At 47.9% G+C, this 20,608-nt stretch carries 16 protein-coding genes and 1 tRNA gene; 12 read left to right on the plus strand and 5 right to left on the minus strand.

Annotated features, from left to right (window positions below):
- Positions 1–94 precede the first annotated feature (94 nt).
- From C12CBH8_RS06100 to C12CBH8_RS06110, 3 genes are all read right to left on the minus strand, one after another.
- A complete protein-coding gene (locus C12CBH8_RS06100) occupies positions 95–1,870 on the minus strand; it encodes an oleate hydratase (RefSeq protein WP_090266277.1) in 1,776 nt (591 codons plus the stop codon).
- Between the two features lie 145 nt (positions 1,871–2,015).
- Positions 2,016–2,597, minus strand: a complete 582-nt coding sequence (locus C12CBH8_RS06105; protein ID WP_090266276.1) for a TetR/AcrR family transcriptional regulator — start codon at positions 2,595–2,597, stop codon at positions 2,016–2,018.
- A gap of 420 nt (positions 2,598–3,017) precedes the next feature.
- Positions 3,018–3,104 (minus strand) — tRNA-Leu (locus C12CBH8_RS06110).
- A gap of 289 nt (positions 3,105–3,393) precedes the next feature.
- On the opposite strand from C12CBH8_RS06110, the gene C12CBH8_RS06115 reads away from it, so the two are divergent.
- Positions 3,394–4,425 carry a hypothetical protein gene (locus C12CBH8_RS06115; RefSeq protein ID WP_215532754.1) on the plus strand — a complete coding sequence of 344 codons (1,032 nt, stop codon included), beginning with the start codon at positions 3,394–3,396 and terminating at the stop codon, positions 4,423–4,425.
- A gap of 215 nt (positions 4,426–4,640) precedes the next feature.
- Here C12CBH8_RS06115 and C12CBH8_RS06120 read toward each other — a convergent pair whose 3' ends face one another.
- Positions 4,641–4,847 carry an alpha/beta-type small acid-soluble spore protein gene (locus tag C12CBH8_RS06120; protein ID WP_090266273.1) on the minus strand — a complete coding sequence of 69 codons (207 nt, stop codon included), beginning with the start codon at positions 4,845–4,847 and terminating at the stop codon, positions 4,641–4,643.
- A 498-nt stretch (positions 4,848–5,345) separates the two neighbouring features.
- Here C12CBH8_RS06120 and C12CBH8_RS06125 point away from each other — a divergent pair, with 498 nt between their 5' ends.
- The 11 genes from C12CBH8_RS06125 (at position 5,346) to gatB (ending at position 20,180) form a co-directional block, all read left to right on the plus strand.
- The gene (locus tag C12CBH8_RS06125) at positions 5,346–8,432 is read left to right on the plus strand and encodes a UvrD-helicase domain-containing protein (protein WP_246441322.1); all 3,087 of its coding nucleotides are present in this window, start codon (positions 5,346–5,348) and stop codon (positions 8,430–8,432) included.
- A gap of 190 nt (positions 8,433–8,622) precedes the next feature.
- Positions 8,623–9,441 (plus strand): adenosylmethionine decarboxylase, encoded by an 819-nt coding sequence (gene speD, locus C12CBH8_RS06130; RefSeq protein ID WP_171846391.1) that lies wholly within the window; start codon positions 8,623–8,625, stop codon positions 9,439–9,441.
- 14 nt (positions 9,442–9,455) lie between these two features.
- Positions 9,456–10,910: an aminotransferase class I/II-fold pyridoxal phosphate-dependent enzyme gene (locus C12CBH8_RS06135; protein WP_425503761.1), complete on the plus strand. Its 1,455-nt coding sequence runs from the start codon at positions 9,456–9,458 to the stop codon at positions 10,908–10,910.
- Positions 10,911–10,913: 3 nt separating this feature from the next.
- Positions 10,914–11,774 carry a polyamine aminopropyltransferase gene (gene speE / locus C12CBH8_RS06140; RefSeq protein ID WP_090266267.1) on the plus strand — a complete coding sequence of 287 codons (861 nt, stop codon included), beginning with the start codon at positions 10,914–10,916 and terminating at the stop codon, positions 11,772–11,774.
- Positions 11,758–12,621 carry an agmatinase gene (gene speB, locus C12CBH8_RS06145; RefSeq protein ID WP_215532756.1) on the plus strand — a complete coding sequence of 288 codons (864 nt, stop codon included), beginning with the start codon at positions 11,758–11,760 and terminating at the stop codon, positions 12,619–12,621. Before speE ends, speB begins: the two co-directional genes overlap by 17 nt.
- Positions 12,622–12,708: 87 nt before the next feature.
- Entirely contained in the window at positions 12,709–13,908 is a 1,200-nt protein-coding gene (locus C12CBH8_RS06150) for a saccharopine dehydrogenase family protein (RefSeq protein WP_215532757.1), read from the plus strand.
- Between the two features lie 10 nt (positions 13,909–13,918).
- A complete protein-coding gene (gene nspC / locus C12CBH8_RS06155) occupies positions 13,919–15,052 on the plus strand; it encodes a carboxynorspermidine decarboxylase (protein ID WP_215532758.1) in 1,134 nt (377 codons plus the stop codon).
- Between the two features lie 302 nt (positions 15,053–15,354).
- The gene (gene aspS, locus C12CBH8_RS06160; protein ID WP_390488507.1) at positions 15,355–17,097 is read left to right on the plus strand and encodes an aspartate--tRNA ligase; all 1,743 of its coding nucleotides are present in this window, start codon (positions 15,355–15,357) and stop codon (positions 17,095–17,097) included.
- Between the two features lie 19 nt (positions 17,098–17,116).
- A complete protein-coding gene (gatC, locus tag C12CBH8_RS06165; RefSeq protein WP_215532759.1) occupies positions 17,117–17,404 on the plus strand; it encodes an Asp-tRNA(Asn)/Glu-tRNA(Gln) amidotransferase subunit GatC in 288 nt (95 codons plus the stop codon).
- A 14-nt stretch (positions 17,405–17,418) separates the two neighbouring features.
- Positions 17,419–18,744: an amidase gene (locus C12CBH8_RS06170; protein WP_215532760.1), complete on the plus strand. Its 1,326-nt coding sequence runs from the start codon at positions 17,419–17,421 to the stop codon at positions 18,742–18,744.
- Complete coding sequence (gene gatB, locus C12CBH8_RS06175) at positions 18,744–20,180, plus strand: Asp-tRNA(Asn)/Glu-tRNA(Gln) amidotransferase subunit GatB (RefSeq protein WP_215532761.1); 1,437 nt, start codon at positions 18,744–18,746, stop codon at positions 20,178–20,180. The genes C12CBH8_RS06170 and gatB overlap by 1 nt, the downstream gene beginning before the upstream one ends.
- Positions 20,181–20,248: 68 nt before the next feature.
- Here the strand turns inward: gatB and C12CBH8_RS06180 are convergent, their stop codons facing one another.
- Complete coding sequence (locus C12CBH8_RS06180) at positions 20,249–20,563, minus strand: MGMT family protein (protein WP_215532762.1); 315 nt, start codon at positions 20,561–20,563, stop codon at positions 20,249–20,251.
- Between the last annotated feature and the right edge of the window lie 45 nt (positions 20,564–20,608).

Below are 20,608 nucleotides of genomic sequence, written 5' to 3' on the forward strand. Positions count from 1 at the left end.
TCTCTCAATAAATCACAATTCATCATACGGTAAGCAGGCAGGAAATAAAAAATAACCGGAAGGTATGGATCCTTCCGGTTATTTTCTGCTGCAATCAGATTACATGATGTTCTTTGAGTAGTTTCTCGATATCAGTTCCCTTGATTTTACGAAGCAGTTCTTTCAGTGCAAGCTTTTCAATCAGATCCATGCTCATATCGGTGACCTTTTTTCCATCACGAAGCTTTACAGTAGCATCCAGCAGGTCGCGGATATCGTATACACTGCCCCAGACTTCCGGTACGCCACGGTCGATATTTAGCAGCGTATAGACTGCCTCCATTCCAGTGCGCATGGAATATTCCGTCGTGAAGATGGTATCCCTGGCAGTCTCTGCGAACTGTCCCAGAAAAGCAAAGTTTACAGCGCCGTCTGGCACCACTTTCGGCCGGTCTCCAGCCGCCCTGGGCATAAAGAAAGCGGTAATATACGGCATCATGCAGGGAACTGTATTAGCGCTATGTTCTGCCATATCTTCAATTTCATTTTCCGGTACACCCAGATGATAAAGCCATTCCATGCAAATCTCCTTACCGGTACATTCCCGCATGGTCTTCTTTACATAGTTACCAGGCTTGTCACTAAACAATCCGTAAATCCAACCTACCAACTGTCCCTTTGGCTGGCTGCGGAACTGTGGTTGCCGATTAAACGTCCAACTCATGAGCCAATTGGAATCCTTGACGGTTACAATTCCACCGGTAACAACCTTCCCAGAAAACGGATCCCTTTTACAGATTTTTTGAATATAAGGCGGGATCTTACCATCTAACGTAGTGACGGTTGCGCTCATCCAATTGCTCTGTTCCGGATTGCTGCAGAATTTGTCAGGATGTCCGAAAGAGGGATCTTGTGCCGCAATCTTCCGCCACATGTCCCAACCGCCTCCGGCCTTGATTTCTGTTTTGAATGGGGCTGGAGTATCCTGAGAACCGATGGCTGAATTTTCGACGCATCCTCCATTGGTGATAAAGACCAGATCATTTTCTGTCAAGTCAATGTGATCTTCCTGGCCTTCTCGCAATAGTACGATCCGTTTTGCCTGCTTTTTGTCCTTCTCAATATCAAACTCTACATTAATAACCTGCGTGTGGTAATGAAATTGGACGCCGAAGCTCTCCAAATATTTTATCATAGGCAGAATCATGGATTCGTACTGATTGTATTTGGTAAACCGGAGCGCTGTGAAATCCGGCAGCCCACCAATGTGGTGGATATAGCGTCTAATATACAGTTTCATCTCCAAAGCACTGTGCCAATTCTCAAAGGCAAACATTGTGCGCCAGTACAGCCAAAAGTTGGAATCGAACACCTCATTATCAAAAACGTCTGTAATACGCTTATCGTATAAATCTTCGTCAGGAGTAAAGAACAATTTCATAATTTCCATTGCACCTTTATCACTGATTGCAAATTTTCCGTCAGTATGAGCATCTTTCCCCTGATTCTGTGTTGCTCTCATGAGAGAGTAGTTTGGATCTTTTTTATTGAGCCAGTAATATTCATCCAGGACGCTGATTCCTTCGGTCTCGATGGACGGGATTGAACGGAATAAATCCCACATACACTCGAAATGGTTATCCATTTCACGCCCGCCTCTCATGACGTATCCGATGCCGGGATATTCATAGCCATCGCAGGCTCCGCCAGGTAGATCTTCCTTCTCTAGAATATGAATGTGATCCCCTTTCATCTGCCCATCCCTGACCAGGTAACAGGCGGCTGTCAAAGCTGCCAAACCGGATCCTACGATATATGCCGATTTATGATCTACACCTTCCGGCTTCTGCGGACGAGCAAAAGCTTCGTAATTTCCACTTGAATAGTACATATAAAAGCCTCCTTATAATGTTGACCTTTCGTTTGTGTTGCTTTGTTCTGAGTCCCATTATAGGAGATGAGCCTTATCTTACAATAAACAAAGAAACCGCTGTGATAAAAATTTTATCACAGCGGCGAGATTGTATAATTCTTTGTCATTTTGACCGTTTTGTTTTATTTGGATCTGTCCGATAACTGTTAAGGGCATGAATGAAAGTTCCCTGTAAAAGAGGCTCCATCCGATCGATGATCTCCTGAGGATCTTTTTTCATCCCGTCTTTGATCCATTCCAGCATAATGCCAACAAAACTGAATTTATAAAAGTTTGCAATAAACGCTTTATCTTCATCGATAACGGACATATCAGCAGCTTTTTCTTCAACTACATCGATTAAAAGATCGTACACAACTTTATAAAGATACTGTTCTACTTGTTCACGGCTGACAGAGCGATATACGTTGAAAATAAAAGCTTTGTTTTCCTTGACTTCCTGAAAAATATTTAGAAATCCCTTTTGCCAGGTATCATAAGTTTTATTTCCTTCCAGCGCCTTTTGTGCATCTTCCATGCAAGCCCATTCTACTAAGTCATAAATATCTTTGAAGTGATAATAAAAAGTCATGCGGCTGATTCCACAATCTTCTGTAATATCACTGATGGTGATCTTATTGAATGGTTTTTGTAACATGATGTTTTTTAAAGAATTTTCCAAAGCCCTTTTTGTTGTTTGCGACATTACTATCCCCACCTATAATTTGTGTCAGTGCATACTTTATTATAAATTTTAGAATTTATCATTGAATGCTTTTTTATTTTACCACATTTATTTCAATATAGAAGATCACGACTTCCATTTTCTCTTTTGGTTTACGCTGTAAAAAAGATACCCTCTATCAGCGCGAGCAGAAAGCTTCAAAATAAAAAAGCCTGCGGTGCGCGACTTGCTCACCGCAGGTGTGGGTTTACGCTACCAAATAGATACCCGCTGAAAACGCGGAAAAAAACAAAACGGCTCCCCACAAACGTGAGGAGCGCGATTTGCAAGCAGGCTCAGCCTGCTGGGTTTGTGCTACAAAAAAGATACCCTGCCATAAACGCGAGTGGACAGATAAAATAAAAACCGAGCCCGGAACGCGATGTGCGTCCAGGCTCAGCCTGGTGCCAGTGGCCGGACTCGAACCGGCACGGTGTCGCCACCGGTGGATTTTGAGTCCACTACGTCTGCCAATTCCATCACACTGGCACATGAGACGAATAGTATTATATATCAGCTTCCCAATAAAATCAAGCCCTAATTTCAATTTTTTTGCTTTTATCTTTTGTTTTTCTTTAATTTATATGATTCAGATATAAAAAATATCATATAAAGAATAACTCTAGCCCTTTTTCCTATTTTCGTTTATAATTGAATTGTTTTCAGCATAGTAAATTGCGTTACTCTGTCGTACTATTCAGACAATCCCCTTATTCAGCCTCTCGACTATGACTGTTATTATATCCATCCAGAACACCGTCAGGAACTTTGCGAGATTTTGGAGAAATATCGTCGTTCTTTTTCTTCCTTAAAGCCTTCCAAAACTCGTATGATTAATCCTGTGGAATTCGGTATCTTTTCCTGCGCTTTTGAGGAGATTGTACGCTTTTTTAATGACGATATCTCAATCGGTCTAGCTCATTTCATGACCATGCATAATCACTTGGAGGATTATTCTCAAAGAGCCGTCGGATTTTATTTGGATAATACCATCTTAAAAGTGGTGAGCTGTTGGGACTACAGCTTTCAGGTCCTCAATCAATTTTGGGGATTGGATTTTCTAAGTTCAGCCCGGTCCCGGGAGATCCTATCTGATATCTATCAGAAACGCTGGAAAGTAGTAGAAACTGGAGATAGCTTTACTTTAGCTTGTTCTGATTACTCGGAAAAGCAATTGGCCGAAATCAACGAGAAATTGAAACAGGCTTTGGTTGTTCTCCATGCCGATAATTTTAAAAAACAAGTCAAGCGCAGCAAAAAAATTGCTCTCACTCCTGAGTTGGATCGGCTGATGGAACTATTCAACAGTCAGCCCTGCAAAGAACTCCGAACCCAATGGAGGAATCACGTCACTCACGGAGCTTCTATGACTTTCGGATTGCATATCAGTGGTATTAACTCTACCCTACCAACAGAAGGACTTTCTTTTACCCATCCTGCGAAACGAAGAGATGATATGTTATGCTTACTCCAGCAGAATATGGATGTTTTGCAGAAAGGAATCCAGCTTGTCCACGATATCGTATGGGATAACATCGTCCCGAATAGCAGGCAAAACAGTGGAAAGATGTTCTATGGTGTGCAGCTGGACTGTCCCAACTGTGACTTCAAGGATTGCTTGACTCAAGACGTATTTGATTTACTTCATGCGAAAGGACGTGTCCCCCGCTTTGACTGTCCCAAGTGCCGATCACCGCTTACCGTTCTCCAACATCTTGAGATGGCTGAACGGGATTATAACTGGCTGCTCTTTAACGTGGAAAAATTTGAAGGACATCTTCAAAACTATTTAAAAGATTCATCCTCTTAAACACATTTGATATAATGTCTTACATAAAACAATCCTCCTGAGAGAAAGACTTCTCCCAGGAGGATGCTTTATTGTGCTTTAAAATCCATCTTCATGACAAAGATATTTTTTAGCACATGTCCAAACTAGTTTCATTGAGATTCAGGCTATGATTTGCTATTCCGGATGGGAAAGCGTATCACCTGACATTTTGGGAACAATGAAATGAGTTTTTGTTAGTTGCTGCCCTTCAGGCCATTCTCGTAGCTCTCGATCATTTTCTTGACCATCTGGCCACCGATGGAGCCGGCCTGACGAGAGGTCAAATCACCGTTGTAACCCTGCTTGAGGTTTACGCCAACTTCGCTGGCGGATTCCATCTTAAAACGGTTGAGGGCTTCGCGAGCTTCGGGGACTACCAGATTGTTACTACTTCTAGACATTGAGGATACACTCCTTAAACTTGTTTTTTTGTTTTTTCTTTTGCGTTTTTCCTTACTGCGTTTGCAATCATAGTGTATGCTATGAATCCGGTTTCTATCAGATGTAAATTTTCGCTTTTTTCCCAGAAGCTTCCGCTGAATTTAAAAAGACGAAAAAAGATTTTTATCCATGCTTTTTGTCGTCTTTACTTTTTGGCAAAGTAACAGTATGATAGAGATAGTGGTAAGCCTTGGATTCATTTAGATTCTTACCCGGAATGTCAAAAACGTTGACATTTTATTTTACATAGAAAAGATGATGCTTTGATGTTTATCGCTGATTTTCATATCCATTCTAAATATTCTAGGGCGACTAGCAGACAATGCGTCCCTGAATACTTGGATCTTTGGGCCAGACGCAAAGGCCTTTCTCTTATTGGCACAGGTGATTTCACCCATCCCGCTTGGAGAGAAGAACTCAAAGAGAAATTAGAGCCGGCGGAAGAAGGTCTTTTTCAATTGAAAAAGGAGTATTGTCTCCCGGAAGCATTGGCATCTGGAGGCCCGGATCCCCGTTTTATTCTTTCCAGTGAGATCAGTTCCATTTATAAAAAGAACGGTAAAGTTCGTAAAATTCACAATGTTATCCTTCTCCCTGGTCTAGAGGATGCAGAAAAACTTTCTCATCGCCTGGAGCTCATTGGGAACCTTCATTCTGACGGTCGTCCCATCTTAGGGCTCGATAGCCGCGATCTTTTGGAGATTACATTGGAGTGTTGTCCCACCGCACTTTTTATCCCCGCTCATATCTGGACGCCTCATTTCTCCCTCTTCGGCGCCTACTCGGGATTTGACAGCATTGAAGAGTGCTTTGAAGACTTAACGCCTCATATTTTCGCATTGGAAACTGGATTATCCTCAGATCCCCCTATGAACTGGCGGCTTTCGGCCCTGGATCGATTCACTCTGGTTTCCAATTCCGACGCCCACTCTCCTTCCAAACTCGCTCGAGAAGCGAATCTTTTTCACACGGAGCTTTCTTATTCCGCTATTTTGAAAGCTCTAAAGGATCCTAAAAACAACGGATTCGGCGGTACCATTGAATTTTTTCCTGAGGAAGGAAAATACCACTACGATGGACACAGGCCTTGTAAGGTATGTCTCAAGCCGTCGGAGACCATCTCTGCAAACGGCAGATGTCCGGTATGTGGCCGTCGTATTACGGTAGGAGTTCTGCATCGAGTGGAGGAGCTGGCCGACCGTCCAGAGAATTTCTTGTTGCCCGACGCCATGCCTTTTGAAAGTCTGGTACCGCTTCCTGAGGTCATCGCCGCCTCCTTGGGATGCACTCCTGCCAGCATCAAAGTGGAGCGTCAATATGAATCTATTCTCCATCAAGTGGGCTCGGAGCTTTTTATTTTGCGAGAAGCACCCATTGAAGAGCTTCAGCATCATGCGGGACGGTGCATCGCCGAAGGAATCCGCCGTCTGCGGTCCGGCGAGGTGGATCTAAATCCCGGCTACGACGGTGAATACGGTAAAATCAAATTGTTTGACGAAAAAGAACTGGAGTGGATGGCTGGACAAATTTGCCTGTTTGGGGATGAGATCGCACCGGTTTTAAAAAAGAAGAAATCGTCGTCTAAAAAGGAATCTCTTCCCACCTCTTCCTCTGAAGAAGCAGAACAACAGGAAAACCATCCCGAACATTCTCCTGATCCCCATTATGGGCTCAATGAACAGCAATGGGAAGCCGCTTCTACATCCAGTGGGACGGTGGCTGTAGTGGCCGGCCCTGGAACTGGCAAAACACGTACCCTGGTTTACCGAATCGCCTATTTGGTAGAGCAATGTGGGATTAAGCCTTCCCAGATCACCGCTGTGACCTTTACCAATAAGGCCGCAGGTGAAATGCGGCAACGTTTGGAGGAACATTTTCAAAACAAACGTATGGTCCGTTCCATGACCATCGGCACCTTCCACTCTATCTGCCTTCAGATGTTATCCAAGTGGAGGGAGCATGTTTCGGTTATCGATCAATATGAAACCTTGTCCATTGTAGAAGATCTAATTGCCCAGCAGGGAAGTAAGTTTTCCCCGAGAGATGCTTTGGAATGCATCTCCAAAATCAAAAACGGTATGATGGATCGGGAAGAATCCCCGCTTGCTGCTTCTCTCTGCGATGCTTACTGCGCTCGTATGAAGCAGGCAGACGCCTTGGATTATGACGATATTTTATTAGAAGTGCTGGAGCATTTTAAATCTTTAGAGAAGCCTGATAAAAAGCTTCTGAAGCCTTTCACCCATCTTCTGGTCGATGAATTCCAGGATATCAATCTCATTCAATACGAGTTGATTCAGCTGTGGGGTCAGATGAGCGAAAGCTTATTTGTCATCGGTGATCCCGATCAGGCTATTTACGGCTTCCGGGGATCGGATTCCCACTGCTTTGAACGTTTTGAGGAGCAATATCCCGATCTTAAGTCGGTCCGCCTTACGCAAAACTATCGTTCTACCCCGGACATCTTAGGATGCGCTCTGTCGGTTATCGCTAAAGGAGAGGATCCACAGAAAAATCATGCTTTGACGGCCATGCGTCCCGATGGTGAGAAAGTCCATCTGATGACGGCCAAAGAACCTTTGACCGAAGCCATTTTCGTAGCAAAAGAAATTGGACATCTCATGGGCGGCATCGATATGCTGGAAGCCCACAATGTTCAATCCTCCGCCCAGCGGGAGGACGGTAAACCTTTGGGATTTTCCGATATGGCTATCTTGTACCGCACCCATCGTCAAGCTGAAATTCTGGAACAATGCTTAATCAAGGAAGGCATTCCGTATACGGTAGCCGGACGAGAATCCTTTTTAGCCGATCCCGCTGTACAGCATGCTGTGGCCTTTTTCCGATTCTTGCAAAGTCCCAGTGACCTTTTGTCTTTGAGCGTCTGCCTCAAGGGATGCTCTTTGCCGAGTGTCCAGGTTCAGGCCCTCCAAGGCCTATATGAAAAAGCGGAAGAGCAGAGTGTCGATGTGTTGTGTACGCTCATTCAACAGGGAGATTTTAAGGAAGAGGCTTGGAACTTCCTGCTTCAATTATTGCAAACCTATCAGCCTATGTCGGCAAAAGGGAAACCGGTAAAATTGCTGGAACAATGGATTTCAGACAATGGATTGGCTCAGTCCGTCCCCATGGAAAAGCTTCTTAATGTAGCCGTGATGCATTCGGACCTTTCTTCGTTTTTACAGAATTTGGCCTTGGGTAAGGAGGCCGACGTGGTTCGTTCAGGAAGCCGGTCCTATCGTTCCGACGCCGTTACCCTGATGACACTGCACGGTTCCAAGGGGCTTGAATTTCCAGTGGTGTTTTTGTGCGGTGTAAACGACAAATCTATCCCGTTACAGAGCTCTCATCGTCCAAGCGATGTGGAGGAGGAACGCCGTCTTTTCTACGTGGGCATGACTCGGGCTCAGGATTGTTTGTATCTCATGACCTCCCCCGCCCCATCCATTTTCTTGCGCGATATTCCCAAGGGAAGTCTTTTGGAACAAAACGCGCTTCCGCCCAGTCCTCCCAAGGTCAAACAGTTCAGTTTATTCGATCTGTAAAGGAAAGCTCAAAATTCGTTGAAATGGGAGAAATCCTAAGATATTGTTGTCCGTCCCGACGCTAATTTAGAATAATCAATTTTTTTTGATAAAACTGTTGATTTTTTAGGATATACCGCATATAATCTAGTTCGTGTAGCATACGGTTCGTGTGCTCTATCAGCGCCCGGGACGACGAGCGAGAAAGGTTGTGATGATAGGGTTGGAAAAAAAGCTGACCTTATACGGCTTTAACAACCTCACAAAAACACTTAGCTTTAACATTTATGATGTTTGCTATGCTAAAAGTGAGCGTGAGCAAAAGGATTACATCGCCTACATCGACGAACAATACAATTCCGACCGTCTGACAAAGATCCTCTGTGACGTCACTGAGATGATCGGCGCCCATGTGCTCAATATCTCCAAGCAGGATTATGAGCCTCAAGGTGCCAGCGTCACTTTGCTGATCGCAGAGGAATCCATGATGTCCGGTCTTCGCCCGGAGGAATCCCAGGAAGAGGATTTGGCTATCATCAACCGGCGGGAAGCGGTAGTAGGCCATTTAGATAAAAGCCATGTGACGGTACACACTTATCCGGAGTATCATCCGGATAACGCCATCGCCACCTTCCGAGTGGACATCGACGTCGCCACCTGCGGCAAGGTCTCCCCTCTCAACGCTTTGGATTATCTCATCGGCAGCTTTGATTCGGATATTATCACCATTGATTACCGCGTCCGTGGTTTTACCCGGGATGTCAATGGCCGCAAGCTCTTTATGGATCACGGCATCGCCTCCATCCAGGATTACATCGACGACGAGACACTGCTTAAGTATGACGCGGTGGATGTCAATGTGTACCAGGCAAATCTCTTTCATACAAAAATGTTAATCAAGGAGTTAAAGCTCCAGAATTACTTATTTAATACCGATATTTATGAATTGCCGCCGCGGCAGAGGCTGGATATTACCAACAGTCTCCGTCGTGAGATGATCGAGATCTTCAGCGGCGTCAATATCTATTGAAAAGGGTGGTTGATATGAAAATGCACCTTTTTCAAGACAGGGCTCCTCTGCGGGATGCCCTATTGCAATACAAGCAAAACCGCATCCTTCCCTTTGACGTCCCTGGCCACAAGCAGGGTAAAGGGAATCCTCGGCTGCGGGAATTTTTGGGTGAAAAATGCTTAGCGGTGGACGTCAATTCCATGAAGCCGCTGGATAATTTGAGTCATCCCGTTTCAGTTATCAAGGAGGCGGAGGAGCTGGCAGCCGATGCGTTCGGCGCGGACCACGCCTTTTTTATTGTCAATGGAACAACCGCAGCCGTCCAGGCCATGGTCATGACGGCCTGTAAACGGGGGGATAAGATCATCATGCCACGCAACGTCCACATCAGCGCCATCAACTCCCTGATTTTGTGCGGCGCTGTGCCGGTGTATGTCAATCCCGGCGTCAATTCCAAGCTGGGTATCCCACTGGGCATGACGGTGGAAGATGTAAAAAAGGCCATTGAGAAAAATCCAAACGCCAAGGCGGTGTTTGTCAACAACCCCACCTATTACGGCATCTGTTCGGATCTGAAAGCCATCGTCAAACTGGCCCATGCCCACGGTATGATGGTATTGGTGGACGAGGCTCACGGCACCCATTTCTATTTCGGAGAAGGATTGCCGCCTTCGGCTATGTCCTGCGGCGCCGATATGGCGGCTGTCAGCCTCCATAAGACGGGAGGTTCTCTCACTCAAAGCTCCCTCCTGCTCATTCGGAATGGATTAAATGTCGGTTATGTCCGTCAGATCCTAAGCCTGACCCAGACTACCAGCGCCTCCTATTTGCTTTTGTCGTCGCTGGACATCAGCCGACGCAACCTGGCTTTGCACGGCAAAGAGATTTTTGCACGTGTCCTGGACCTGGTGGAATACGCCCGTGGAGAAATCAATCTAATCGGTGGCTATTATGCTTACGGCAAGGAGATGGAGGGACATCCGGCCGTCCACGCCTTTGACCGAACCAAGCTCTCGGTATTCACACGCGGCATCGGCTTGGCCGGCATTGAGATTTACGACATGCTGCGGGACGACTACGGCATCCAGATCGAATTCGGCGATATCGGGAACATCTTGGCTATCGTCTCGGTGGGAGACAACGAATTGGCGGTGGAACGGCTTGTGTCGGCCCTCTATGAGATCCGCCGTCTCAAATCCAAGGATCCTACCGGCATGTTTGACCATGAGTACATCACTCCCAGGGTGGAGATGTCTCCCCAAGAGGCCTTTTACGCTAATAAGGTCTCCCTCCCCCTGCGTCAGAGCATCGGCTTTCTGTGCGGTGAATTCGTCATGTGTTACCCTCCCGGCATCCCTATTTTGGCTCCCGGCGAACGCATTACCCGGGAAATTATCGACTACACCATCTATGCCATGGAGAAGGGCTGTCTTTTGACCGGTATGCAGGATATCTCTGTGGAAACCATTAAAGTCGTGGAGGGATAAGGGTTGGAATTGTGGTTTACCGAACATCATACCAAAAACGTCCGCCTTTCCATCAAGGTGGATAAACAGCTTTTTACCAAACAAAGCTCTTTTCAGCGCATTGATATTTTTGAATCCAGGGAGTTTGGTCGCTTTCTCACCTTGGACGGTTACATGATGCTGACCGAAAAGGATGAATTCATCTATCATGAGATGATTGTACATGTCCCTATGGCCTCCAACCCGGATATTAAGAAGGTGCTGGTCATCGGGGCCGGGGACGGCGGCGCCATCCGGGAGCTTTGCAAATATCCGGCGGTGGAGCATATCGATATGGTGGAGATCGACAAGGACGTGGTGGACGCTTGTCGGGATTATCTCCCCAGTGTGGCCTGCAAGCTGGACGACCCTAGAGTCCACATCACTTACGAGGACGGATTGCGATTTGTCCGCCGCAAAGAGGATGAATACGATCTCATCATAGTGGATTCCACCGATCCTTTTGGTCCCGGCGAAGGACTTTTTACTAAGGAATTCTATGGCAATTGCTATAAGGCCCTGACGGCCAACGGTATCCTGGTCAATCAGCACGAATCTCCCTTTTATCCAGACGATGCCCGTGCCATGCAACGGGCCCACTACCGTATTCGGGAATGCTTTCCGTTGAGCCGGGTGTATCAGGCTCATATTCCCACCTATCCATCGGGACATTGGTTGTTTGGTTTTGCATCCAAGGGTATTGATCCCTTAAAAGCCAATCTCTCTCAGTGGGAAAAACTAGAACTTACCACCCGGTATTACAATACTGATATCCACAAAGGTAGCTTCGCGCTGCCGACCTATGTGAAAGATCTGTTAGGTGATGAAAATGAATCCCAATATTGAAACCTTTATCGGCTGTGACGCGCCTTATGACGAGGCCGAAATCGTGTTATTCGGCGCGCCCTATGATTCTACCACATCTTTTCGTCCCGGAACCCGGTTCGGATGCAAAGCCATTCGCAGCGAATCCTTTGGTCTAGAGACCTACAGTCCCTACCAGGACCGGGATTTAACCGATATCTCGGTGTTCGACGCCGGGGACTTGGAACTGGTATTCGGCAATTCTCCCAGGGCTTTGGATCAGATCCAGGAGATGACGGCTCAGATCTTGGAGGATGGTAAAATCCCCTGTATGGTGGGAGGCGAACATCTGGTGACGCTGGGCGCTTTTCGGGCGGTACAAAAAAAATATCCAGACGTCCACATCATCCACTTTGACGCTCACGCCGATCTGCGGGAGGACTATTTGGGCGAACGCCTCTCCCACGCGTCGGTGCTGCGCCGGTGTTGGGAACTGGTGGGCGACGGACGCATCTATCAGTTCGGCATCCGTTCGGGCGACCGGGAGGAATTCAACTGGGGAAAGAATCACGTCTTTACCAATAAGTTCGACTTCCGCTGGTTGGACGACATCATTGTGGGACTAGGGGACAAGCCGGTGTACTTTACGCTGGACTTGGATGTATTGGATCCTTCGGTCTTCCCTGGGACAGGCACTCCCGAAGCCGGCGGCGTCACATTCCTGCAACTGCTGGAGGCTGTCCGGAAATTGGAAAACCTGCATATCGTCGGGTTCGACGTCAACGAGCTTTCCCCTATGTACGATCAAAGCGGCGTATCCACTGCGGTGGCGGGTAAGATCATCCGGGAACTGCTCCTCCTCTTTGCCAAGAAGAGAAGGGATTCGTAATTTTTTGTTTCTCAGAAGGCAGGGGGCTGCCTTCTTTTTTCGATCATACGATCACATACAGGAATAAAATATTTGGAGGGATTGAACGTGGGAAAAGTTTTAATCATCGGCGCCGGCGGCGTCGCTAGTGTCGCTGTCCACAAATGCTGTCAGTATCCGGAGGTGTTTGAGGAGATCTGCATCGCCAGCCGCACCCTCTCCAAGTGCGACGCCCTCAAGCAAAAGCTGGACGGCGGTAAAACCAAGATCCAAACCGCCCAGGTAGATGCCGACAATACCGACGAAGTGGTTGCTCTCATTGAGAAGTTCAAACCGGACGTGGTGCTCAATCTGGCCCTGCCCTACCAGGATCTGACCATTATGGATGCCTGTCTTGCCACCGGCGTCCATTACGTGGACACCGCCAACTACGAGCCCAAGGATGTGGCAAAATTTGAATACAAGTGGCAATGGGCCTATCGGGAACGCTTTGAGAAAGCCGGTCTCATCGCCCTGCTGGGTAGTGGATTTGATCCCGGCGTCACCGGTGTGTTTTCGGCCTACGCTCAGAAGCATCACTTTGACGAGATCCGTCAGATCGATATCGTGGACGCCAACGCCGGTGATCACGGTCTCCCCTTTGCCACCAACTTTAATCCCGAGATCAACATCCGTGAGGTCAGCGCCAAGGGCAGCTATTTTGAAAACGGCAAGTTTATTGAGACCGATCCCATGTCCATTAAACGGGTGTACAATCTCCCTGAAATCGGCCCCAAGGATATCTACCTGCTCCACCACGAGGAAATGGAATCATTGGCTCTCAACATCAAGGGCATTCAGAAGATCCGTTTCTGGATGACATTCTCTCAGAGCTATCTCACCCATCTGAAGGTATTGGAAGATGTGGGTATGACCTCCATTGAACCCATTCTGTTTGAAGGCAGGGAGATCATCCCCCTCCAGTTCCTCAAGGCGGTATTGCCCGATCCCGCCACTCTGGCTCCCCGTACCAAAGGTAAAACCAACATCGGCTGCATCTTCCAGGGCGTCAAGGACGGCAAAGAAAAGACCTATTATCTCTACAACGTCTGCGATCATCAGGCATGCTACCGTGAGGTAGGCAGTCAGGCCATTTCCTACACCACCGGCGTCCCCGCTATGATCGGCACCGCCATGATCCTCACCGGTAAGTGGAATACCCCAGGCGTCCACAACATCGAGGAATTCGATCCCGATCCCTTTATGGACATGCTCAATCGTTTTGGTCTGCCGTGGCAGGAGAGCTTCCAGCCGGAGCTCATCGACTGAGGGCCGCGGGATGAATTGTTTTGATCAAGTGCCGACCCCGTCCTTTGTGGTGGATGAAGGGCTGTTGAAACGGAATCTGGAGCTTTTACAGTCTATCCAGCAGCGCACCGGATGCAAGATCCTGTTGGCCCAAAAGGCCTTTTCCATGTATCGCGTTTATCCCTTGATAGGGCGCTATTTGGCTGGAACTACAGCAAGTTCCCTCTTCGAGGCCAGGCTCGGCCGGGAGGAAATGGGAGGAGAAGTGCACATCTATTCCCCGGCCTATCGAGAGGACGAGATGGATCAAATCGCCTCCATCTGCGACCATATTGTCTTTAACTCCCCCAGCCAATGGATGCGCTTCCGAAATCAAATTCAGGCATCGGGACGCAGTATTTCCTGCGGCATCCGGATTAACCCTGAATATTCGGAGATTGAAACCGATCTCTATAACCCCTGTTTCACCGGTTCTCGTATGGGTACTACCTTAGCCCATTTGGATCCCGCCCAAATGGAGGGCATCGAGGGCCTTCATTTCCACACCATGTGCGAACAAAATTCCGATACCCTAGCCCGTACCATCCAAGTGGTGGATGAAAAATTCGGTCATCTTCTCCAACACATGAAATGGATCAATTTTGGCGGCGGGCATCATATCACTCGCTCGGACTACGATGTGGAATGCCTTATCCGATCCATCACCTTTATGCAGGAAAAATACGGTCTTCAAGTCTACTTAGAGCCGGGCGAAGGCGTGGTGCTCAACACCGGCTTTTTGGTGACGTCGGTGCTGGATACCCTTCAGAACGGCATGGATCTGGCCATCGTGGATACTTCCGCTGCCTGCCACATGCCCGACGTTTTGGAGATGCCCTATCGTCCCCCCCTGCTGGGATCGGGTGATCCGGATGAATATCCTTACACCTATCGTTTGGGCGGTCCCACCTGTCTGGCCGGCGACATCATTGGAGACTACTCCTTCCCCCATCCCCTAAAGCCGGGAGATCGTTTGGTGTTCGGCGATATGGCTCTCTACACCATGGTCAAGACCAACACCTTTAACGGCGTGAACCTTCCCTCTATTGTACTTCAGCACGAGGATGGAAGCTTTGAAATCGTCAAACAGTTTGGATATGAGGATTTTAAATCCCGCTTATCCTAAAATAGTATCCAAGAAGCAGCCGGAGATATATCAATCCCTCGGCTGCTTTTTTGCGTCCTTTTGGCATGTTTTCCGTTTTTTATCCCATAATGATACTTGCAGAAAAATTGGGAGATGGATTTTTTAAGAAAATTTTGCCTCTACAAATCGCCAAAAAAGCGGGAATTTGGACTTTAAGCCCTGTACATCATGCCCGTCATGTGGTATAATTTTGAAGATATTTTTTAAAGAACATACAAGGTTCTAATTCATTAAATCTGCCTGGCCTTCTGGGTCGGGATTACGAAGGGAATGTCATGCTCATGTCTGCCAACCAGTATAGGACTCACAGCTGCGGAGAACTCACCGAGAAAAATCTCAATGAAATGGTCATCCTGTCCGGATGGGTGGATACCATCCGCGATCATGGCGGCGTCGCTTTCGTCGACCTGCGGGATCAGGATGGCATTACCCAAGTGGTGATCCATGATGATAATTTGCTCAAAGACGTCCATAGGGAAACTGTGGTGTGCGTCCGAGGCAAAGTGGTAAAGCGGGACGAGGAAACCATTAATCTTAAAATCCCCACCGGTACCTTGGAGGTCATGGTGGACAGCTTGGAGATTTTAGGTTATTCCAATCCCAATCTGCCCTTTGAGATTCAAAATTCCACCGAGACCCGTGAGGATGTCCGACTCCGATATCGTTTCCTGGATCTGCGCAATCCCAAGGTGCATGACAATATCCTGTTCCGCTCCAAAGTGGTCAGCTTCCTGCGCCGCAAGATGGAGGATTTGGGGTTTGACGAAATTAACACCCCTATTCTGACCTGTTCTTCTCCCGAAGGCGCCCGCGATTATATCATCCCCTCCCGCAAATACGAGGGCAAATTCTACGCCTTGCCTCAGGCTCCCCAGCAGTTTAAGCAGCTCCTGATGGTGGGCGGCTTCAACAAATACTTCCAGATCGCCCCCTGTTTCCGCGATGAGGACGCCCGCGCCGACCGTTCCCCCGGCGAATTCTACCAGCTGGACTTTGAGATGGCTTTTGCCACACAGGAAGATGTCTTTGCTGTGGCCGATGAAGTGCTTTACGATGTGTTTACCACCTTTAGCGATAAAAAGGTTTCTCCCAAGCCTTTCGTCCGTATCCCGTACGAAGAGGCCATGCTTAAATACGGCACCGATAAGCCGGACTTGCGCAATCCCCTGGTCATCACCAACCTGTCCGACTTTTTTGTGGACGTAGACTTTATGCCCTTTAAGAACCGGCCTGTCCGTGGTATCGTGGTGGAGGACTGCGCCAAGATGCCCAAGTCCTTCTTTGAGAACATGCTCAAGTACGCCACATCCATCGGTATGAAGGGTCTTGGTTACCTGACCATGCTGGAGGGCATGCAGTTCAAAGGCCCCATCGCCAAGTTCCTCACACCTGAGAAGCAGCAGGAATTGGTGGATCGTCTCTCCCTCAAAAAGGACGATACCCTCTTCTTCATCAGCGACGCTAAGACGGTGGTGGATCGTCTGGCCGGCCTGATCCGCACTGAGCTCGCCGAACGCAAGGGCATCATCGACAAGGACCGCTTTGAATTCTGCTACATCACCGATTTTCCCATGTACGAGAAAAATGAAGAGGGTAACATCGACTTCACCCACAATCCCTTCTCCATGCCCCAGGGTGGTTTAGAAGCTTTGGAAACCATGAATCCTTTGGACATCAAAGCTTATCAGTACGATATTGTATGCAACGGCGTGGAGCTTTCCTCTGGTGCTGTACGTAATCATCGTCCCGACATTATGGTCAAGGCCTTCGAAATCGCCGGCTACTCCAAGGACGAAGTGGAGAAGCGTTTCGGCGCCCTCTACAACGCCTTCCAGTACGGCGCTCCCCCTCATGCCGGTATGGCTCCTGGTGTGGACCGTATGATTATGCTGCTCAAGGATGAGGAAAGTATCCGTGAAGTTATCGCATTCCCCATGAACGCTTCGGCTCAGGATCTGCTGTTAGGCGCTCCCGGCAATGTTACCGAACAGCAGCTGCGTGAAGTACACATCAAATTAAGATAAATAAGGAATCGTGATCGACATGCAACTAACAAACGATTTACTGACCACTATGGAAGACCTCGCCCTGGTGCACTTTGAAGGTGCTGAGCGTGACGCCGCTGTGGCCGATCTGGAGGAAGTGCTCTCCTGCTTAGAGGGCATTCAATCGGTTGACACAGGCGACCGTCAGCCTCTGATCCATATTTTACAGCGGGAAAATGTCTTCCGTGACGACGTGGTCCATGAATTTCCTCGCCAGGATGAGATCCTGCAAAATGCTCCGGACGAATACGAGCATTATTTTGTCGCGCCCCCCACTTTTGATTAAGGTTGGATGATACGATGAGTAACAAGATTGAGACAGCTTTGTCACTGTCCGCCAGCATTCAAGGGGGTCAGGTCAGCGTGCTGGACGCCCTCTCCCCTATGATAAATTCTATCGAACAAGATTCCAGTCTGTTTGCATTGTTCGACCGTCAATCGGTCTTGGATCAGATCCAGAAGGTACAGCAGCGCCTGGATGCAGGCGAATCCCTTCCTTTGGCCGGTATTCCTGTGGGGGTGGGCGAAAACATCTGTACCCTCAATGAAGAAACCGCATCGGGTTCCAAGATGCTTGGTGGTTTTAAGCCTCCTTTTGAGGCGACAGCTGTCACCAAGCTAAAAGAAGCCGGCGCCATCATCATGGGCAAGCTCCGTGTGGATGAATTCGCCTGTGACGGCCTCGGTTGTACTGCTCCCCAAGCTGTCGCACAGGATCAGGTTCTACTTGCTTTTTGCACCGATACGGCGGGTTCCTTACGCGTCCCTGCCGCTCTAGCCAAAGTATGTTGTGTACGTCCCAGCTATGGCTCGGTCTCCCGCAGCGGTACCGTGGCTTATGTTTCCTCCATGGATCAGATCTGTATCCTCGGAAATCATCTTGGCGACTGTGCCGCCGCTTTGGAGGTCATCTCCGGCAACGATCCTACCAACAGCACCTCCTGCACTCTCCCCGCCTTTACCTTCCCCAAGGACGTCGTTTCTTCTTTGGAGGGGACCAAGATTGGATTCATCCGGGAGTTTTGGGAGGAAGCCGACGGCTTGGACGATGTAACGGTTTGGTTGCAAGCCTCCGGTGCTCAGGTGGAGACCTTATCCCTTCCCGCTCTCAAGGATGCTTTGGAAGCCTTTATTATCATCGGTACTGCTGAAGCCAGCGCCAATATGGCACGTTTTGATGGCATTAAATACGGCTACCAGACACCTCATTACGATAATCTTTTCGATCTTTACATAAAATCACGCAGCGAGGGATTTAACCGGAAAACCAAGGAGCGTTTGGCCTTAGGTTCCCTGATGCTTTCCTCGGACTATTACCACAGCTATTATGAAAAAGCCATGTGCGTGCGTCGTATGGTGCTGGATACCTTTGTGGAAGCATTCCAAAAGGTGGATTTCCTTGCGACACCTGTTATCCCTACCTCGGCCGATTGGGATACACAGACTATTTTGGGTGCTGAACAAAACAACCGGTTCCATCATGCCTCTAGTTTAGCAGGACTTCCCTCCATCGTCCTGCCCTTTAGAGATGGACAAAGCGTTCAGATTATTGGTAAGTCCTTTGAGGATGTAGCCCTTATGAGTACCTGCTCCTTATTAGATGATCAGAAAAGGAGGGATTCGTAATGGAATATGAAGTGGTAATGGGTCTGGAGGTTCACGTTGAACTGGCCACCAAAACTAAGATTTTCTGTTCCTGCTCCACTGAATTCGGCGGAGAGGCCAATTCTCATATCTGTCCTGGATGCAGCGGTATGCCAGGCGCCCTCCCTGTTATGAATAAGCAGGTTGTGGAATACGGTATCGCAGCAGCGTTAGTCACCAACAGCCACATCAATCAATACTGCACCTTTGATAAAAAGAGCTATTTCTATCCTGATTTAGCCTGTTCTTATCAGATTACCCAGCTGTATCACCCTATCTGTGTCAACGGCAGTGTGGAGATCGAAACCAGCGAAGGGAAAAAATCCATCGGCCTCAAGCAGATCCACATGGAAGAGGACGCTGGTAAACTAAAGCATGATCCCTTCACTGATAACTCTTTAGTGGACTACAACCGTTCTAGTATGCCGCTTTTGGAAATTGTCAGCAAACCGGATTTCCGTTCTGCTGAAGAAGTAGTGGCTTATCTGGAAAAGCTGCGCTCTATGTTGAAGTTCATTGGTGTGTCTGACTGTAAGATGCAGGAGGGCTCTATGCGTGCTGACATCAATCTATCGGTACGTCCCATGGGTAGCACGAAACTGGGTGTAAGGGCCGAGATGAAAAATATGAACTCTCTCAAGTCTATCACCCGTGCCATCGAATATGAGACCGCCCGTCATATTGATCTCATCGAGTCGGGCAATGCTCATAAGCTCAAGCAGGAAACCCGTCGTTGGGATGATACGGCTGGTAAAACCTTTGCCATGCGCAGCAAGGAAAATGCTCAGGATTACCGTTACTTTCCCAACCCGGACCTCCCCCCTATCGTCATCAGCGACGAATGGATCGAGCGCGTACGCCAAAGTCTGCCGGAGCTGCCGGAGGCAAAGCTTCAACGTTATATATCCGAGCTTGGTCTCTCGGAAGCTGACAGTCGACTGCTCACTAGTAGCAAGGTTCTATGCGATCTTCTGGACGATGCAGTGGCAAACGGTATCTCTGCCAAAACAGCTGCTAATTGGATCACTGGAGATGTCATGAACCTAGCCCGAAGCGACGGTAAGATTGCCGACGACATTGTTATCAGCAGCCATAAGCTGACTCAGCTTATTCTTCTGGTCGAGAAAAACGTTATCAATCGTAATACTGGTAAAAAAGTCCTTGCTGAAGTATATGCCAACGATATTGACCCGGAACAGTATGTCAAGGATCACGGTTTAGCAATGGTATCGGACAAAGGTGCCATCGAGGAAATGGTCAAGCAAGTTTTGGATTCTAATCCAAAAGTTGTGGATGACTATAAGAGTGGTAAGAAACAGGCGATGGGATATCTTTTTGGTCAAGTCATGAAGCAGGCCAAAGGGAAAGCCGATACCAAACTCATCAACGAGATTTTACAAGCTTTATTGAATACTTAAAATTTTACTTAAAAAAGTCCCTGGAGACAACATTTGTTTCTCCAGGGACTTTTTTCTTTATCTTTGTATCAATCTATACCGTTCCATAGATAGCGCTGAAGATCTACCCTTCCGTCCGGTAGGAACTCCACTCCTTCGGCTTCCAAAAGAAATCTTTGCTGATTTTCTCCACCAAATGCAAAGGCACTGGATAATTTTCCCTCCCTATTCACCACCCGAAAACACGGTATTTCATTTGGGTTTGGGTTTACGTGCAACGCATAGCCTACAACTCTTACCCATCTGGGATTCCCCGCCAACAAAGCAATTTGGCCATAGGTAGCCACCTTGCCAGATGGAATCTTCTTTACCACCTGATAAATCATCTCAAAGGTACTTGCCATATGCGATCTCCTTTTCTAAAAAGATAAACCAGTCAGATGTGCCCT

It is taken from the genome of Solibaculum mannosilyticum, assembly GCF_015140235.1.
GTDB lineage: Bacteria > Bacillota > Clostridia > Oscillospirales > Acutalibacteraceae > Solibaculum > Solibaculum mannosilyticum.